Below are 15,403 nucleotides of genomic sequence, written 5' to 3'. Positions count from 1 at the left end.
CATTGGTCTTGACCAAGTCCGGGCACCGTCCTATGGTCGCCATACTGCAACAACCTTTAATAAAGAAGCGCGCAAAATGCTTTGCGGAGGATCAGGGTGGGGACCACGCAGCTCGAAACGGTGCCGGAGCCGAAGTACTGGCACCTGAAGACCGTGCTCAGCGAGGCGCTCGACTCCGAGTTCGCGGTGGGTGAGATCCTGCCGAACGAGCGGGAGCTCGCCGCCCGGTTCGGCGTCGCTCGGGCCACGCTCCGGCAGGCACTCGAACAACTGGAGCTCGAAGGGCGGCTGCAGCGCCGCCGCGGCGTCGGCACGACCGTCGCCCCGCCGCGCGTGGGCGTGTCCGTCGGTGACGCCGAGGACGCCTGGCCCGGTGCCGCAACGGATTCCTGGCAGGCTGTCGACTGCCAGGAGGCGGCCCCGCCCGCGTCCGTCGCCCGGCTGCTCGGCACGGCGGCCGGCCAGAGCGTGCACACCGTGCGGCGGATCCGCCGCACGCACGGCCAGCCCGTGGCCGCGGAGCTGCTGTACGTGCCGGGGTCGTCCGTCCCCGGCCTGGCCGCGATCGACACCTTCTCGGGCCCCGCCCGCGCCCGCACCGTCCTGCGCGAGCTGCAGCGCCTCGGCCTGGAGGGCCAGGACCGCGCGGTCGAGCTGGGGTCGGCCCGCGCCGAGGACGCCAAGCAGCTCGACCGGCTGCCCGGCGCGCCCGTCCTCCTCGTCACCACGCGCTACTTCGCCGAGGGCGGCACGGCGGCCGTGGCCGTCGCCACCTACCGGGCGGACACCTGCCGGCTGACGTTCGGCGAGGCCGGAGTGCAGCTGCTGGCCGCGGGCTGACCTGGCCGGGCAGGACCGAGCAGGGCGTCCCCACCGCCCGGCTCCCCGCTCTCCGGCACCCGCGCGGAGCGCTCACCGCCGCGCGGTGACCGTGCTCTCCACCGCGAACAGCTGCTTCTCCACATGGTCGAGGGCCAGGCGCAGCGCGCCCGTGGCCACCGCGGCCTCGCCGAGCATCGACTGCACCACCTGCGGCGGCCGCAGGCAGTAGCGGGCCAGCTCCTTGCGCAGCGGCTCCAGCACGCCGCTGAGCCCCGCCGCCCAGCCGCCGACGACGACCAGCTCGGGGTCCAGGGCCAGCACCAGCGCGGCCACGTCGTGCACGAGCCTGCGCATGAAGCGCTCCACGGCCGCCGCGGCCTGCTCGTCGCCCCCGCGCGCCAGCGCGAAGACCTGCGCCACCTGCGCCTCGTCCAGCGGGTGCAGCGGCTCCCCCGTCGTGGACAGCACCTCTTCCGGGGTCGCCTCCCGGCCGAGCAGGTGCAGGGCGCCGATCTCGCCGGCCGCGCCCCCGAAGCCCCGGTGCAGCCGCCCGCCGATCAGCGAGCCGGCCCCCGGGCTGAGCCCGGCCAGGACGAAGACGACGTCGTCCGATCCGGTGGCCGCGCCCTTCCAGTGCTCGGCCACGGCGGCGGCGTTCGCATCGTTCTCCACGAGGACCGGGCAGCGGAAGGAGCGGCGCAGCCGCTCCCCGAGCGGCAGCCCGGTCCAGCCCGGCAGGGCCGTGCCCAGCCGGACGGTGCCGTCGGCCTCCACGATGCCGGGGCTGGCCACACCGACGGCGCGCAGCCCGCTGCGCGGCACGCCCGAGCGGGCCAGCAGTTCGGCGACGGCGTCCCGCACCCGGTCCAGCCGCTCGTCCGCAGGGGCGGTCTCCGGCACGTCCATGGACGCCGAGCCCATCACCCGCCCGCTCAGATCGGCCATCAGGGCGGCGATCCGGTGCGGCCCGATCTCGATGCCCATCAGGTGGCCCGCCTCCACCCGGAAACGGAAGCGGCGCGCGGGGCGGCCCTGGCGGCGCGCCTCGCCCTCCTCGGCGGGCGCCTCCACCACCAGGCCGGACTCCATCAGGCCCTCGATCACGCCCTCCACGGTCGGCCGGGACAGGCCGGTGACCTTGACGAGGTCGGTGAGGGTGGGCGCGGTGGACAGCGGGGACGCGGGAGAGACGGCCGTGCGGAGCGCGTGCAGGACCACGGCCGAGTTGATCCGCCGCAGCAGGGACGGATCCCCGCCGGTGAGCCGCCCCAACGTCGCCGCCTCCTCGCTTTTGCGCATCCTTTGCTTACTGGCCGGATCGTATCGGGTGCGGTGACCGGCGGCGAGCCTCGGGACTCACCCGGGCGTGACGAATCCCGACTCGTAGGCGGCGATCACCGCCTGCGTGCGGTCCCGCGCCCCGAGCTTCGCCAGCACCGCGCTGACGTGCGTCTTCACCGTCTCGGAGCCGAGCAGCAAGGTGGCGGCGATCTCCGCGTTGGACAGGCCGCGGGCCATCTGGCGCAGCACCTCCGCCTCACGGGCCGTCAGGGCCGCCTTCTCCATGGCCGCCCGGGCGCGTTCGTTGCCCCGTCCGGCCGCGAGCTGCCGCAGCGCGGCCGGGAACAGCAGTGACTCGCCCGTCGCCACCGTCCGCACCGCCTGCACGATCTCCGTCGGCGCGGCGCGCTTGAGGAGGAACCCGTCGGCGCCCGCGCGCAGCGCGTCGTAGACGTACTCGTCGTTCTCGAAGGTGGTCACGACGAGGATCTTCGGCGGCGGCTGGACGTGACGCAGGACGGCCCGGGTCGCCTCGATGCCGTCCAGCAGCGGCATCCGTACGTCCATCGCGACGACGTCCGGCCGCAGCTGACGCACCATCGGCACCACGGCCGCCCCGTCCGCGGCCTCGCCCGCCACCTCGATGTCCGGCTGTGCTTCGAGGATGGCGCGCAGACCCGCGCGGACCAGGGGTTCGTCGTCGACGAGCAGAACGGATATCGGCACGGGGTCACCCTAGGCGTTCAGCGGGAGCACCGCCCGCACCCGCCAGGCTCCCTCGTGGACCCCGGTCTCGGCGTGGCCGCCGAGCAGCGCGGCGCGCTCGCGGATGCCGCGCAGCCCGCTGCCGGTGCCGCTGACGGCGCTGCCTGCGGAGCGGGGAAGGGGGTTGCGGATGTCCAGCTCCAGGACGTCCGCGCGGACCGCTATCCGCAGCGAGACGGGAACCGGGCCCGCGTGCCGCACCACGTTGGTGAGCGCCTCCTGGGCGATGCGGTAGCCCTCGCGCGAGACCGGGCCCGGCAGAGCCTCCAGGGCGCCGCTGACCTCGGCCGCGACCTCGGTGCCGGAGCCCCGGGCGGCGGTGAGCAGCCGCTCGACGTCGGTCAGGGCGGGGCGTGCCGCCGCCGCTCCGGAGGCGTCCTCGCGCAGGATCTTCAGGACGCGCTCCAGGTCCTCCAGCGCGTGCCGGCCCGTCTCCTCGATGGCGGCGAGCGCCTTGTCGGTGAACTCGGGCGAGCCTGCGGCGCGCGCCGCGCCCGCCTGGAGCACGGCGACCGTCAGGGCGTGACCCACGGAGTCGTGCAGCTCCCGGGCGAGCCGGTTGTGTTCCAGCAGGCGCTCCGTCCGCTCCTCCAGCGCGGCCAGGCGCTGGGCCGCCGAGGGGCCGAGGAGCGCCCGCGCGGCCCGCGCCAGCGCTTCGCCCGCCAGGACGACGAAGGCGAGGAAGAGCACGGGCACCAGCAGGCCCAGGAGGGCGTAAGACCAGTGGCCGGGCCCGGGTGTCCACAGCGGCGTGTGCACCGGACCGCCCCCGGAGGCGCTGCCGATGAGACCGATCACCAGCGCCGGCACGTGGACCGAGAGGAACGCGGTCACCACACCCGCCTCGTACCGCACGATCAGCCACACGGCCGTGCGCCGGCGATCCGCCCAGGAAGCCGAGCGCGCGGGGGTGAAGTCCGGCTCCGGGCCGCTCCTCCCCGCCGGGAACAGCAGCAACTGCGCCTGCATGCCCTCCGACAGCCGCACCCCCGGGACCATGGCCGCCGCGGCCAGGAAGGGGAGCGGCACCACGAGCAGCCAGGCGCCCGCCGGGCTGTTCACGTTGCCGAGCCCGGGGGACACGAACGCGAACACCGTCGCGAGGACCGCCGCCGTGACGAGGTGCAGCCAGCGGGTGTACGTGACCGTGCGGGTCACCGGGCGCAGCGCAGTGATCATGACGTCATCCTCCCAAGGCGGCCCGGCCGGCGGCCTCCCCCGCGTGGGGGAGACGCTCCCCGCGCGAGGGGGAAGCGCCGCCCCGGGCCGGACGCGAGCCTTGAGCCATGACCTTGATCGAGATCCGCGAACTCACCAAGCGGTACGGCCCGGTGTGCGCCCTGGACGGGCTCACCGTGACCGTCCGCCCCGGCCGGGTGACCGGCTTCCTGGGCCCCAACGGCGCCGGGAAGTCCACCACGATGCGCATGCTCCTCGGCCTCGACCGGCCCACGTCCGGCACGGCCCTCGTCGGCGGCCGCCCGTACGCCTCGTACGACGAGCCGCTGCGGCACGTCGGCGCACTGCTGGACGCCTCGGCCGCCCACCCCGGCCGGACCGCCCGCGACCACCTGCTGACCCTCGCCCTCACCCACCGCATCCCTGCGCGCCGCGTGGACGAGGTGCTGGAGGAGACGGGCCTGGCGTCCGCGGCGCGCCGCCGCGTGCGGGCCTTCTCCCTGGGGATGCGGCAGCGCCTGGGGCTGGCCGCGGCGCTCCTCGGCGACCCGTCCGTCCTCCTGCTCGACGAGCCCGCCAACGGCCTCGACCCCGAGGGCATCGTCCAGCTGCGCCGGCTCACGCGCCGCCTGGCGCAGGAGGGGCGGACCGTCCTGATCTCCAGCCACCTCATGAGCGAGATGGCGCAGACCGCCGACCACCTCGTCGTGCTCGGCCGGGGCCGGCTGCTCGCCGACGCTCCCCTGGACGAGTTCGTCGGCGAGAGCGCCTCCCTGGAGGAGGCCTACTTCGCCCTGACCGCCGGCTCCGCCGAGTTCACGCACCAGGAAGGCACGCTCTCATGACCGCCCTCGCCCTCGCCCCCGTCCTCCGCTCCGAGTGGGCCAAGATCCGTTCGGTGAGGTCCCTGCTCGTCGCCCTGTCCGCCGCCTTCGTCGCGACGGTCGGCGTCACTCTGCTGGTCCACGCCACGGTGGGCAGGAGCGAGGCGGACAATGCGGACTTCGAGCCCGTCTACGGCTCGTATTTCGGCCTCAACTTCGGGCACATCGCCGCCGTCTGCTTCGGGGTGATGGCGGTGGCCGGGGAGTACGCGGGCGGCGGGATCCACCTCTCGCTCGCCGCCGTCCCGCGCCGCGGCCTGTTCTGGGCCGGCAAGCTGCTCGTCCTGGGCGCCGCGGCCCTGCCGGTGGGGCTGGCGACCGGTTTCGGCTGCTTCCTCGGCGCGCAGGCCCTGCTCGGCGAGTACGGGGTGGGGCTGGGGGCGCCGGGCGCGCTCCGGTCGGCGGTCGGCTGCGGCGTCTACCTCGCGCTGCTGACCGTGTTCTCGGCGGGGGTGGCCGCGGTGGTCCGCAGCCAGGTGGGGGCGCTGTCCGTGCTCACGCCGGTGGTGTTCCTGATCTCGCCGGTCTTCGCCGGGGTCTCCGGCATCGGGAAGGCGGTGTCCTTCCTCCCGGACCGGGCGGGCCAGCAGATCCTGCACCCGGTGCCCGAGGGCCCGCTCGGGGCGTGGTCGGGGATGGCCGTGATGGCGCTGTGGACGGCGCTCGCCGCGGCGGCGGGATGGTGGTCGCTGAGCCGCCGCGACGCGTGACCCCTCCGGGGAGGGGCGGCCGGTGTGCGGAGGCGGCAGCGACGGCACGGCACCGCTGGGCCGGGGCCCCGGCAACGGCCGCTTGGTCTTCTCCGCCGCAGCGGACCCCGGCCACGACGGCGCGGACCGGCGGTGCCGAAATCACGATCAGGCCGTCGGCAGGGTGCCGTCACCCCTCGCCGGCGGCAGCCTCCCGCAGCCGACCGTATTCCTCCGCCATCTTCGGCAGCGGCCAGTGCGCGTTGAGGCCGCTCGGGTTGGGCAGGGCCCAGATGCGGGTGGCGCCTATCGTCCGCTCCTGCGGGCCGATCTGCGCGTGCTTGTCGCCGAAGGCGACGCGGTAGGCGGTCACGCCGACGACCGCCAGCCAGCGCGGCTTCAGCAGCTCGACCTTCTCCATCAGGATGCGGCCGCCCTCGACGTACTCGGCGGTGCTCAGCTCGTCCGCGCGGGCCGAGGCCCGGGCGACGACGTTGGTGATGCCGAGCCCGTAGCCGAGCAGTTCCTCCTGCTCGGCGGGGCGCAGCTGCCGCGGCGTGAAGCCCGAGGCGTGCAGGACGGGCCAGAACCGGTTGCCCGGGCGGGCGAAGTGGTGGCCCGTGGCCGCCGACATCAGGCCGGGGTTGATACCGCAGAAAAGGACGCGGAGGCCGTCCGCGACCACGTCGGGTACGAGGCGGTCGCGGGCGGCCTCCAGCTCGGCCGGTGTCACCGGTGTCAGAGGATCGCCCCCGGCGCGTACGCCGCGGCCTCCGGGTGGCGCTTGGCGATCTCCTCGATGCGGGAGACCACGAGGGCGGCCTGGTCGGCCGCGGCGCCGGTGAAGGACAGCTTGTCGGCCATCAGGGCGTCCAGGCCGGCCCGGTCGAGCGGGATGCGCTCGTCGGCGGCGAGCTTGTCGAGGAGCTCGTTGCGCTCGGCGCCCTGCTCGCGCATGGCCAGTGCGGAGGCCACGGCGTGCTCCTTGATCGCCTCGTGGGCGACCTCGCGGCCGACGCCGGCACGCACGGCCGCCATAAGCACCTTGGTGGTGGCGAGGAAGGGCAGGTAGCGGTCCAGCTCGCGGGCGACGACGGCCGGGAAGGCGCCGAACTCGTCGAGGACGGTCAGGAAGGTCTCCATCAGGCCGTCGAGCGCGAAGAACGCGTCCGGCAGGGCCACGCGGCGCACCACGGAGCAGGAGACGTCGCCCTCGTTCCACTGGTCGCCCGCGAGCTCGCCGGCCATGGAGGCGTAGCCGCGCAGGATGACCATGAGGCCGTTGACGCGCTCGCAGGAGCGGGTGTTCATCTTGTGCGGCATCGCGGACGAGCCGACCTGGCCGGGCTTGAAGCCCTCGGTGACCAGCTCGTGCCCGGCCATCAGCCGGATGGTCTTGGCGAGCGAGGACGGCGCGGCGGCCAGCTGCACCAGGGAGGTGACGACCTCGTAGTCCAGCGAGCGCGGGTAGACCTGGCCGACGGAGGTGAAAGCCTGCGCAAAGCCGAGGTGGTGGGCGATGCGCCGCTCCAGCTCGTCCAGCTTGGCGGCGTCCCCGCCGAGCAGGTCGAGCATGTCCTGGGCGGTGCCGACGGGCCCCTTGATGCCGCGCAGCGGATAGCGGCCGAGCAGCTCCTCCAGGCGGGCGAAGGCGACGAGGAGCTCGTCGGCGCCGGTGGCGAAGCGCTTGCCGAGGGTGGTGGCCTGGGCGGCGACGTTGTGCGAGCGGCCGGCCATGACCAGCTCGGCGTTCTCCGCGGCGAGCTTCCCGAGGCGGGCGAGGACGGCCACGGACCGGTCCCGGACGAGCTCCAGGGACAGCCGGATCTGCAGCTGCTCGACGTTCTCGGTGAGGTCGCGGGACGTCATGCCCTTGTGGATGTGCTCGTGGCCGGCGAGGGCGTTGAACTCCTCGATGCGGGCCTTGACGTCGTGCCGGGTGACCTTCTCGCGCTCGGCGATCGAGGCGAGGTCGACCTGGTCGAGCACCCGCTCGTAGTCGGCGAGGGCGGCGTCCGGCACCTCGATCCCCAGGTCCTTCTGCGCGCGCAGGACGGCGAGCCACAGCCGCCGCTCCAGCGTCACCTTGTACTCGGGGGACCACAGGACGGCCAGCTCGGCGGAGGCGTAGCGGCCGACCAGGACATTGGGGATGCGGGGCTTCACAGACACGCTGCCGAGTCTACTGTCGGTTGCTGCAGACTCCGGCACGGGGCTCGTTCGTAGCTTGCTACGAGAAGACCGGGAACACCCCCGGGGTGCGCTCGCGGCACCCGGGGGACGTCCCGATCCTACGCGGGGGCCTCAGCGGGGGACCTCGGCCGCGTCCCCCTCGCGGATGCGGGCGAGCACCCGGTCGTGGAGTGCCGCCAGGCCGCCCGGGGGGACGGGCACCGGGCTGCCGGTGAGCGTGTACCACTCCTCGGCGCCGGTGTACTGGACGTCGACCCGGGCCCGCCCGCCGGGCAGGGCGCTGGTGGCGACGGTCAGGTCGCCGGTGATGACGCCGACGTCGTCGGTCATGGCCCCGCCCGGCCCGGCGGTCACCTGGTCCACGAGGGGCCCGCCGGGCTGTCCGCCGGTCACCGGCTGCTGCTCGTGCTGCTCATCGATCGCATGTGTCCAGCATGGCAGCAAGGGTGTCCTGCTCGCTCTGGGTCACGCTCAGGCCGTACAGGTGCTTGATGTGGGTCCAGGAACGGGAGTACGAGCACCAGTACGAGTTCAGCGGCGGCCGCCACTGGTCCGGGCTCTGGTCGCCCTTGGCCCGGTTGGAGGAGGCGGAGACGGCGATGAGCTGGGGGTTGGTCAGGTCGTTGGCGAACTGCTTGCGGCGGTCGGTGTTCCAGGCGTCGGCCCCGGAGCGCCAGGCGTTGGCGAGGGGCACCATGTGGTCGATGTCGAGCTGGCCCGCCGCCGTGAAGTCCTTGCCGTCGTAGGCGCTGTGCCAGTGGCCGGAGGCGGCGCGGCACTGGTCGTCGGTCTTCACGTCCTGGCCGTCGCGGGAGAGGACCACCTCGCGGGTGTCGCAGGTGCCCATCTGCTTGATCCAGTGGGGGAACTTCGCGCGGCTGTACCCGGCCATCGAGTGCGGCGCCTCGACCGTCAGGTCGGCCAGCTCCACCCGGGCGGCGGAGGCCGCCGGCGGCTCCGGGAGGTCATGCGGCACCGGCGGCGACGCGGCGGCGGCCGGGAGGCCGGCGGGGGCGAGGACGGCGGACAGGCACAGGGCTGCGGCGGTGGCGGCGCGGCGCCACCGGATTCGTGGGATCACAGCCCCACAGATACCGGTGGCGATACCCCTATACAGGACATATACCCCCGGACGGCGACGTGCCGCCGTGGCTCGTTGACGCCGTTGTTCACGGCGCGTTCCACCGCCGGGCACCTCGCGCCGGTAGGAACGGCCGGGAGCGAACACCGAGCACGGCGCAGCCGTCGGCACAGGAGGAGTTTCCATGGCGCAGGGGTCCGGGTCCGGGCACGCAGTCGGCAGACGCGCGGTGCTGCGGGGGGCGGTGGGCGCCGCCGCGGTGGCCGCGGTGCCGCCGCTCGCGGGCGCCGCCCCGGCGCTGGCCCTGGCGGGGCGGCCGGAGGCCCGGTGGGGCGTGCAGGCCGGCGACGTGACGGCCTCCTCGGGCCTGGTGTGGGTGCGGGCCGACCGCCGAGCCCGGATGATCGTGGAGACCTCGGCGACGGAGTCGTTCCGCTCCGTGCGCCGCTGGCACGGCCCGGTGGTCGGGCCCGGTACGGACTTCACCGGGAGGACGGCGCTGCGCGGCCTGCCGCCGGGCGAGCGGATCCACTACCGCGTCCTGCTGGCCGACCCGGACGACCCCCGCCGCACCGGCCGCCCGGTCCACGGCACCTTCCGCACGGCGCCCGCCCGCCGCTCGGACGTGCGCTTCCTGTGGTCGGGCGACCTGGCAGGGCAGGGCTGGGGCATCAACCCCGACCGCGGCGGCTACCGCATCTACGAGCACATGCGCCGGCTGGAACCGGACTTCTTCGTCTGCAGCGGCGACAACATCTACGCCGACAGCCCCATCGAGCCGTCCGTGACCCTGCCGGACGGCGGCATCTGGCGCAACGTCACGACCGAGGAGAAGGCGAAGGTCGCCGAGACGCTGGCCGAGTTCCGCGGGGCCTTCCGCTACAACCTGCTCGACGCCAACCTGCGCCGGTTCAACGCCGAGGTGCCCACCGTCGCCCAGTGGGACGACCACGAGGTGCACAACAACTGGTACCCGGGCCAGATCCTGGACGACGCGCGCTACACGGAGAAGAGCGTCGACGTGCTGGCCGCCCGCTCGCGGCGGGCCTTCTCCGAATACTTCCCCCTCTCCACGCAGCGCGAGGACGGCGACGGCCGCGTCTACCGCGTCCTGCGCCACGGGCCCCTGCTGGACGTCTTCGTCCTCGACATGCGCACGTACCGCAACGCCAACTCGCCCGGCCGCCGCCCCGACGACGCCCAGGGCATCCTGGGCGCCCGCCAGCTGGAGTGGCTCAAGCGGGAGCTGTCGCGCTCGCGCGCGGTGTGGAAGGTGATCGCCTCCGACATGCCGCTGGGGCTCGTGGTCACCGACGGCCCGGAGAACTTCGAGGCGGTCGCGCAGGGCGACCCGGGCGCGCCCCTCGGCCGCGAGCTGCAGATCGCCGAGCTGCTGCGGCACGTCAAGCACCGGCGGATCACCGGCACGGTCTGGCTGACCGCGGACGTGCACTACACCTCGGCGCAGCACTACGACCCGGCGCGGGCGGCGTTCAAGGACTTCGCGCCGTTCTGGGAGTTCGTCTCGGGGCCGCTGAACGCGGGCGGCTTCCCGGCGAACAAGCTGGACGGCACGTTCGGCCCGCAGCAGGTCTTCCTCAAGGCGCCGGCCACCGCCAACGTCCCGCCCGGCCGGGGCAGTCAGTTCTTCGGCGAGGTGGCCATCGACGGCGAGGGCGGCGAGCTGACCGTGCGGCTGCGGGACGAGGAGGGGGCGGTGCTGTTCACCAAGGTGCTGCAGCCGGGGCGCGTCGGACAATGACGCCGCCTGCGGGCGGTGGGAAGGTGGGGCTGTCCGGCCGACCCGAGCGGAAGGTGGCTTGCCATGGCCGAGCAGGTGGACGTCGTCGTCATCGGCATGGGCCCCGGCGGTGAGCACGTCGCGGGCCGGCTCGCCGAGGCGGGGCTGGACGTGGTGGGCGTCGAGGCGGAGCTGGTCGGCGGCGAGTGCCCGTACTGGGGGTGCGTGCCGAGCAAGATGATGATCCGCGCGGGGAACCTGCTGGCGGAGGCGCGGCGCGTGCCCGGCATGGCGGGTTCGGTGCAGCAGGTCGTGCCCGACTGGGCGCCGGTGGCCGCCCGGATCCGCGACGAGGCGACGGACGACTGGAACGACCGGGTGGCGGCCGACCGCTTCACCGGCAAGGGCGGCCGTCTGGTGCGCGGGCACGGGAGGCTGGCCGGCCCGCGCCGGGTGACGGTCGAGGGCGGCGAGGGCGGCGGGCAGGAGTTCGAGGCCCGGCTGGGCGTGGTGCTCGCCACCGGCTCCCGTCCGCAGATCCCGCCGGTGCCGGGGCTGGCGGACGTGCCCTACTGGACGAACCGGGACGCGGTCTCGGCGAAGGAGGCGCCGCGCTCGCTCCTCGTGCTCGGCGGGGGCGCGATCGGCCTGGAGGTCGCCCAGGTCTACGCCCGCTTCGGCACGCGCGTCACGATCGTGGAGGCGATGGACCGGCTGGTCCCCGGAGAAGAGCCGGAGGCGGCCGCCCTGCTGGCGGAGGTCCTCGGCGGGGAAGGGCTGACGCTGCGCACGGGGGCGCGGGCGACGGGGGTGCGTCATGGCGGCGACGCGTTCGCGCTGACCCTGGAGGACGGCACGGAGCTGACGGGCGATCAGCTGCTGGTGGCCACCGGCCGCCGGGTGGACCTGAGCGTCCTGGGCGTCGAGACCGTGGGCATCGACCCCGGCGGGCGGGCCCTGAAGACGGACGGCCGGATGCAGGCCGCGCCGGGGCTGTGGGGCGTGGGCGACGTGACGGGCCACGGCGCGTTCACCCATGTGGCGATGTACGAGGCGGAGATCGCCATCCGCTCGGTGCTCGGCGAGCCGGGGCCCAAGGCCGACTACCGGGCCCTGCCGCGGGTGACGTTCACCGACCCGGAGGTCGGCGCGGTGGGCCTGACCGAGCACCAGGCCCGCGAGAAGGGGCTGCGGGTGCGCACGGGGCTCTCGCGCGTGCCGTCCTCGGCGCGCGGCTGGATCCACAAGGCGGGCAACGAGGGCCTGGTCAAGCTCGTCGAGGACGCGGACCGCGGCGTGCTGGTGGGGGCGACGACGGCCGGGCCCATGGGCGGCGAGGTGATGTACGGTCTGGCCGTGGCCGTCCAGGCCGAGGTGCCCGTGGAGTCGCTGCGGCACATGATCTTCGCCTACCCGACGTTCCACCGGGGCGTGGAGGACGCGCTGGCCGACCTCCGCACCAGCGAGACCCGGCCGGACGCGTAGGCCTCCGGCGTGCCGGACCGGCGGTGCCGAGCCTCCCCCGGCGCGGCTGCCCAATCCGGGCAGTTACCGGAAAGAAGGCGCTTAACCCGTCGGTCACAGGCTGTTCGTGATCACGCAACACCCCTCCGTCAGGGTGGTGCCCATGACGGACGAGACCACCGCGAAGCCCCACCGCACCCATCACTGGCGGCGGGATCTGGTCGAGCTGGCCGCCCTGTTCACCGCGGTCGCCGCCGCCGACTCCATGGCCAACACCGTCGCCCACGGTCCCGACGGACCCGTACTCCTCGTCTCCTCGGCCGCCGCCCTGCTGGCCACGACGGCCTTCCACACCTGGTGGGCGCGGCGGCACGGCCACGCTCCCCCGGCCCCGCCGGCCACCGCACCCGCCGCCGCCCCGGCCGCAGCGCCTTCCGGCCACGCCCCGGCGAAGAACACACCGGAATCCGGCGCCACCACCCTGTGGCGGATGCGCACGACCGTGCGCGACGAGCCCGGCAGCCTCGCCGCGCTGTGCGCCTCCCTCGCCCCCCACGGCGTCGACATCCTCTCCCTCCAGACGCACCCCCTGGCCGAAGGCGTCGTCGACGAGCTCCTGCTGCGGGCCCCCGGCGCCCTGGCCGCCCGCGACCTCGCGGAGGCCGCGGCCGCCGGCGGCGGCACCGAGACCTGGCTGGAGCGGGCCGACGCCCACGACCTCGTGGACGCCCCCACCCGGGTCCTCAACCTCGCCACCCGCACGGCGCTCGACGCCGCGGAACTCCCCCTCGCGCTGCGCCGTCTGTTCGGCCGCTGCACGATCCAGTCCGTCCCCGCCCGCTCGCCGCGTGGCGGCGGCCTCACCGAGCCCGTTCCGGCGGAGGGGGTGTGGGAGGGCACCGTGATGCGGCTGCGCGACCCCGCCGGCGGCTCCATCACCGTCGAGCGGCCGTATCTGCCGTTCACACCCACCGAGTTCGCCCGGGCCCGGGCCCTGGTCGAGCTCGACGCCCGCCTCGGGCCGCGCGTACCACCGCGCGCCGACGTGCTGACCCTGCCCGAGGGCAATGCGATCACCGTCCGCCGCGCCGACACGGGCGACCTGGCCGCGGCGCGCGCGATGCACGAGCGCTGCTCCCCCGCGACGCTCGCCCAGCGCTACCACGGGCCCGTGGGCGACGCCGACCGCTACCTGCGCCACCTGCTGAGCCCGCGCTTCGGCCGCACCCTGGCCGCGTACACCGCCACGGGCCGTCTGGTCGCCCTGGGCCACCTGCTGTGGGACGGCGACGAGACGGAGGTCGCCCTGCTCGTCGAGGACGACTGGCAGCGCCGCGGCGTCGGCGGCGAACTCCTCGGCCGCCTGGTCGATCTGGCCGTGGAGGCCGGCTGCGGCAGCGTCTACGCCGTCACGCGGTCCTCCAACACGGGCATGGTCGCGGCGATGCGGGCGCTCGGTCTGCCGCTGGACTACCAGGTCGAGGAGGGCACGCTCGTCATCACCGTCCGCCTCGCCCCGGCGCGCGTCCCCGTGCTCCCGCCCACACCGTGACATTCCGCCCGGAGTGCGATCCGGAGCCCCGAATATGCCGGTGACGCCGCAGGCTTCGCCGTACGAGGATGTCCGCATGCCGAACGAGACAAGCAACCTGCTTCCCCGCCGAGTCGCCGACGCCTACGTCGACGCGTACACCGAACTCGACCCCATCACGGGCACCTACCTGGGAGTCGCGGAGTCCGCGACACGGCTGCCGGACTTCTCCCCCGCGGGCCAGCAGGCCGTCGCCGACCTGGCGCGCACCACCCTCGGCCGTCTCGCCGAGGCCGAGCGGCGGCCCGGCGCCGACTCCGGCATCGAGCGCCGCTGCGCCCGCCTGTTGCGCGAGCGCCTCACCGCCCAGCTCGCGGTGCACGACGCGGACGAGCACCTGCGCGCCGTCAGTAACATCCACTCGCCGCTGCACTCGGTGCGCGAGGTGTTCACCATGATGCCGACCGGCACCGCCGAGGACTGGGCGGCGATCGCCGAGCGACTGCGGGCCGTACCCGCGGCTCTGGAGGGCTACCGGGCCTCGCTCGCCGAGGGCCTGGAGCGCAAGCTGCCCGCCGGCCCGCGCCAGGTGGCCACCAACCTCACGCAGCTGGAGGAGTGGATCGGCACCGGCAACGGCTGGTTCGGCGAGTTCACCGCGGACGGCCGCGGCGGCGGCCGCCGCGACGGACGCCCTCGTCGTGCTGCGCGACTGGCTGCGCGACGTCTACGCGCCGGGCGTCGAAGGAGCCCCCGAGGTCGTCGGCCGCGAGCGCTACGCCCGCTGGTCGCGCTACTGGAACGGCACGGACCTCGACCTCGACGAGGCGTACGCGTACGGCTGGTCGGAGTTCCACCGCCTCCTCGGCGAGATGCGCACCGAGGCGGAGAAGGTGCTGCCCGGCGCGAAGACGCCGTGGGAGGCGCTGGCCCACCTCGACGAGCACGGCGCGCACATCGAGGGCGTCGAGGAGGTGCGGGTCTGGCTGCAGAAGCTGATGGACGAGGCGATCGAGGCGCTGGACGGCACCCACTTCGAGCTGGCGGAGCGGGTCAAGAAGGTCGAGTCCCGCATCGCGCCGCCCGGCGGCGCGGCGGCCGCGTACTACACCGAGCCGTCCGAGGACTTCTCCCGGCCGGGCCGCACCTGGCTGCCGACGATGGGCCTGACCCGCTTTCCCGTCTACGACCTGGTGTCCACCTGGTACCACGAGGGCGTGCCCGGCCATCACCTCCAGCTCGCGCAGTGGATGCACGTGGCCGAGCAGCTCTCGCGCTACCAGGTCACCCTCGGCGGGGTCAGCGCCAACTGCGAGGGCTGGGCGCTGTACGCGGAGCGGCTCATGGACGAGCTGGGCTTCCTCACGGACGCCGAGCGCCGGCTGGGCTACCTCGACGCGCAGATGTGGCGCGCCATCCGGGTGATCGTGGACATCGGCATGCACCTGGAGCTGGAGATCCCCGCGGACTCCCCCTTCCACCCCGGTGAGCGCTGGACGCCGGAGCTGGTGCTGGAGTTCTGCGACCTGCACAGCGGGCGTCCGACGGACTACGTGGAGAGCGAGGTCGTCCGCTACCTCGGCATGGCCGGCCAGGCGACCGGCTACAAGCTGGGCGAGCGGGCCTGGCTGGCCGGCCGTGAGGCGGCCCGCGCCGCGCACGGCGACGCCTTCGACGCCAAGGCCTGGCACATGGCGGCGCTGTCGCAGGGCTCGCTGGGCCTGGACGACCTGGTGGCCGAGCTGTCCGTGCTGTGACGGCGAGGGGCGGGCC

At 74.5% G+C, this 15,403-nt stretch carries 13 protein-coding genes and 1 pseudogene; 7 read left to right on the top strand and 7 right to left on the bottom strand.

The genetic code is table 11. The annotated features are described in order from the left end of the window. The first annotated feature begins 96 nt into the window (after window positions 1-96). Complete coding sequence (locus IE241_RS23770; RefSeq protein ID WP_190023856.1) at window positions 97-840, top strand: GntR family transcriptional regulator; 744 nt, start codon at window positions 97-99, stop codon at window positions 838-840. A gap of 72 nt (window positions 841-912) precedes the next feature. On the opposite strand, the gene IE241_RS23765 is transcribed toward IE241_RS23770, so the two are convergent. The 3 genes from IE241_RS23765 to IE241_RS23755 form a co-directional block, all read right to left on the bottom strand. Further along, on the bottom strand, window positions 913-2,094 hold the full coding sequence (locus IE241_RS23765) for an ROK family protein (protein ID WP_190024095.1): 1,182 nt from the start codon (window positions 2,092-2,094) through the stop codon (window positions 913-915). 84 nt (window positions 2,095-2,178) lie between these two features. Next, window positions 2,179-2,829, bottom strand: coding sequence for a response regulator transcription factor (locus tag IE241_RS23760; protein ID WP_190023855.1), 651 nt, complete (start codon window positions 2,827-2,829; stop codon window positions 2,179-2,181). 9 nt (window positions 2,830-2,838) lie between these two features. Further along, a complete protein-coding gene (locus IE241_RS23755) occupies window positions 2,839-4,047 on the bottom strand; it encodes a sensor histidine kinase (RefSeq protein ID WP_190023854.1) in 1,209 nt (402 codons plus the stop codon). 107 nt (window positions 4,048-4,154) lie between these two features. On the opposite strand from IE241_RS23755, the gene IE241_RS23750 reads away from it, so the two are divergent. Both IE241_RS23750 and IE241_RS23745 read left to right on the top strand, forming a co-directional pair. After that, window positions 4,155-4,892, top strand: coding sequence for an ABC transporter ATP-binding protein (locus tag IE241_RS23750; protein WP_190023853.1), 738 nt, complete (start codon window positions 4,155-4,157; stop codon window positions 4,890-4,892). Beyond that, the gene (locus tag IE241_RS23745; protein WP_190023852.1) at window positions 4,889-5,641 is read left to right on the top strand and encodes an ABC transporter permease; all 753 of its coding nucleotides are present in this window, start codon (window positions 4,889-4,891) and stop codon (window positions 5,639-5,641) included. Before IE241_RS23750 ends, IE241_RS23745 begins: the two co-directional genes overlap by 4 nt. A gap of 169 nt (window positions 5,642-5,810) precedes the next feature. Here the strand turns inward: IE241_RS23745 and mug are convergent, their stop codons facing one another. The 4 genes from mug to IE241_RS23725 all read right to left on the bottom strand — a co-directional run bounded on the left by mug (window position 5,811) and on the right by IE241_RS23725 (window position 8,891). After that, entirely contained in the window at window positions 5,811-6,353 is a 543-nt protein-coding gene (gene mug, locus IE241_RS23740) for a G/U mismatch-specific DNA glycosylase (RefSeq protein ID WP_190023851.1), read from the bottom strand. A 5-nt stretch (window positions 6,354-6,358) separates the two neighbouring features. Continuing rightward, window positions 6,359-7,792, bottom strand: coding sequence for an adenylosuccinate lyase (purB, locus tag IE241_RS23735; protein ID WP_190023850.1), 1,434 nt, complete (start codon window positions 7,790-7,792; stop codon window positions 6,359-6,361). Between the two features lie 132 nt (window positions 7,793-7,924). Continuing rightward, window positions 7,925-8,143 (bottom strand): hypothetical protein, encoded by a 219-nt coding sequence (locus IE241_RS23730; RefSeq protein ID WP_229899774.1) that lies wholly within the window; start codon window positions 8,141-8,143, stop codon window positions 7,925-7,927. A gap of 82 nt (window positions 8,144-8,225) precedes the next feature. Continuing rightward, window positions 8,226-8,891, bottom strand: coding sequence for an HNH endonuclease family protein (locus IE241_RS23725; protein WP_229899772.1), 666 nt, complete (start codon window positions 8,889-8,891; stop codon window positions 8,226-8,228). A 187-nt stretch (window positions 8,892-9,078) separates the two neighbouring features. Between IE241_RS23725 and IE241_RS23720 the strand changes: the two genes are divergently transcribed. The 4 genes and pseudogenes from IE241_RS23720 to IE241_RS23705 all read left to right on the top strand — a co-directional run bounded on the left by IE241_RS23720 (window position 9,079) and on the right by IE241_RS23705 (window position 15,387). Next, window positions 9,079-10,656 (top strand): alkaline phosphatase D family protein, encoded by a 1,578-nt coding sequence (locus IE241_RS23720; RefSeq protein ID WP_190023847.1) that lies wholly within the window; start codon window positions 9,079-9,081, stop codon window positions 10,654-10,656. A gap of 63 nt (window positions 10,657-10,719) precedes the next feature. After that, window positions 10,720-12,120: a dihydrolipoyl dehydrogenase family protein gene (locus IE241_RS23715; RefSeq protein ID WP_190023846.1), complete on the top strand. Its 1,401-nt coding sequence runs from the start codon at window positions 10,720-10,722 to the stop codon at window positions 12,118-12,120. 142 nt (window positions 12,121-12,262) lie between these two features. Beyond that, window positions 12,263-13,651 (top strand): GNAT family N-acetyltransferase, encoded by a 1,389-nt coding sequence (locus tag IE241_RS23710; RefSeq protein ID WP_190023845.1) that lies wholly within the window; start codon window positions 12,263-12,265, stop codon window positions 13,649-13,651. Between the two features lie 76 nt (window positions 13,652-13,727). Next, window positions 13,728-15,387: pseudogene (locus tag IE241_RS23705) on the top strand (DUF885 domain-containing protein). The last annotated feature ends 16 nt before the right edge of the window (window positions 15,388-15,403 follow it).

The sequence above is a fragment of the Streptomyces hiroshimensis genome (assembly GCF_014650335.1).
In the GTDB taxonomy this organism is placed as follows: Bacteria; Actinomycetota; Actinomycetes; order Streptomycetales; family Streptomycetaceae; genus Streptomyces; species Streptomyces hiroshimensis.
This window is presented reverse-complemented; position numbering and strand designations above follow the sequence as displayed.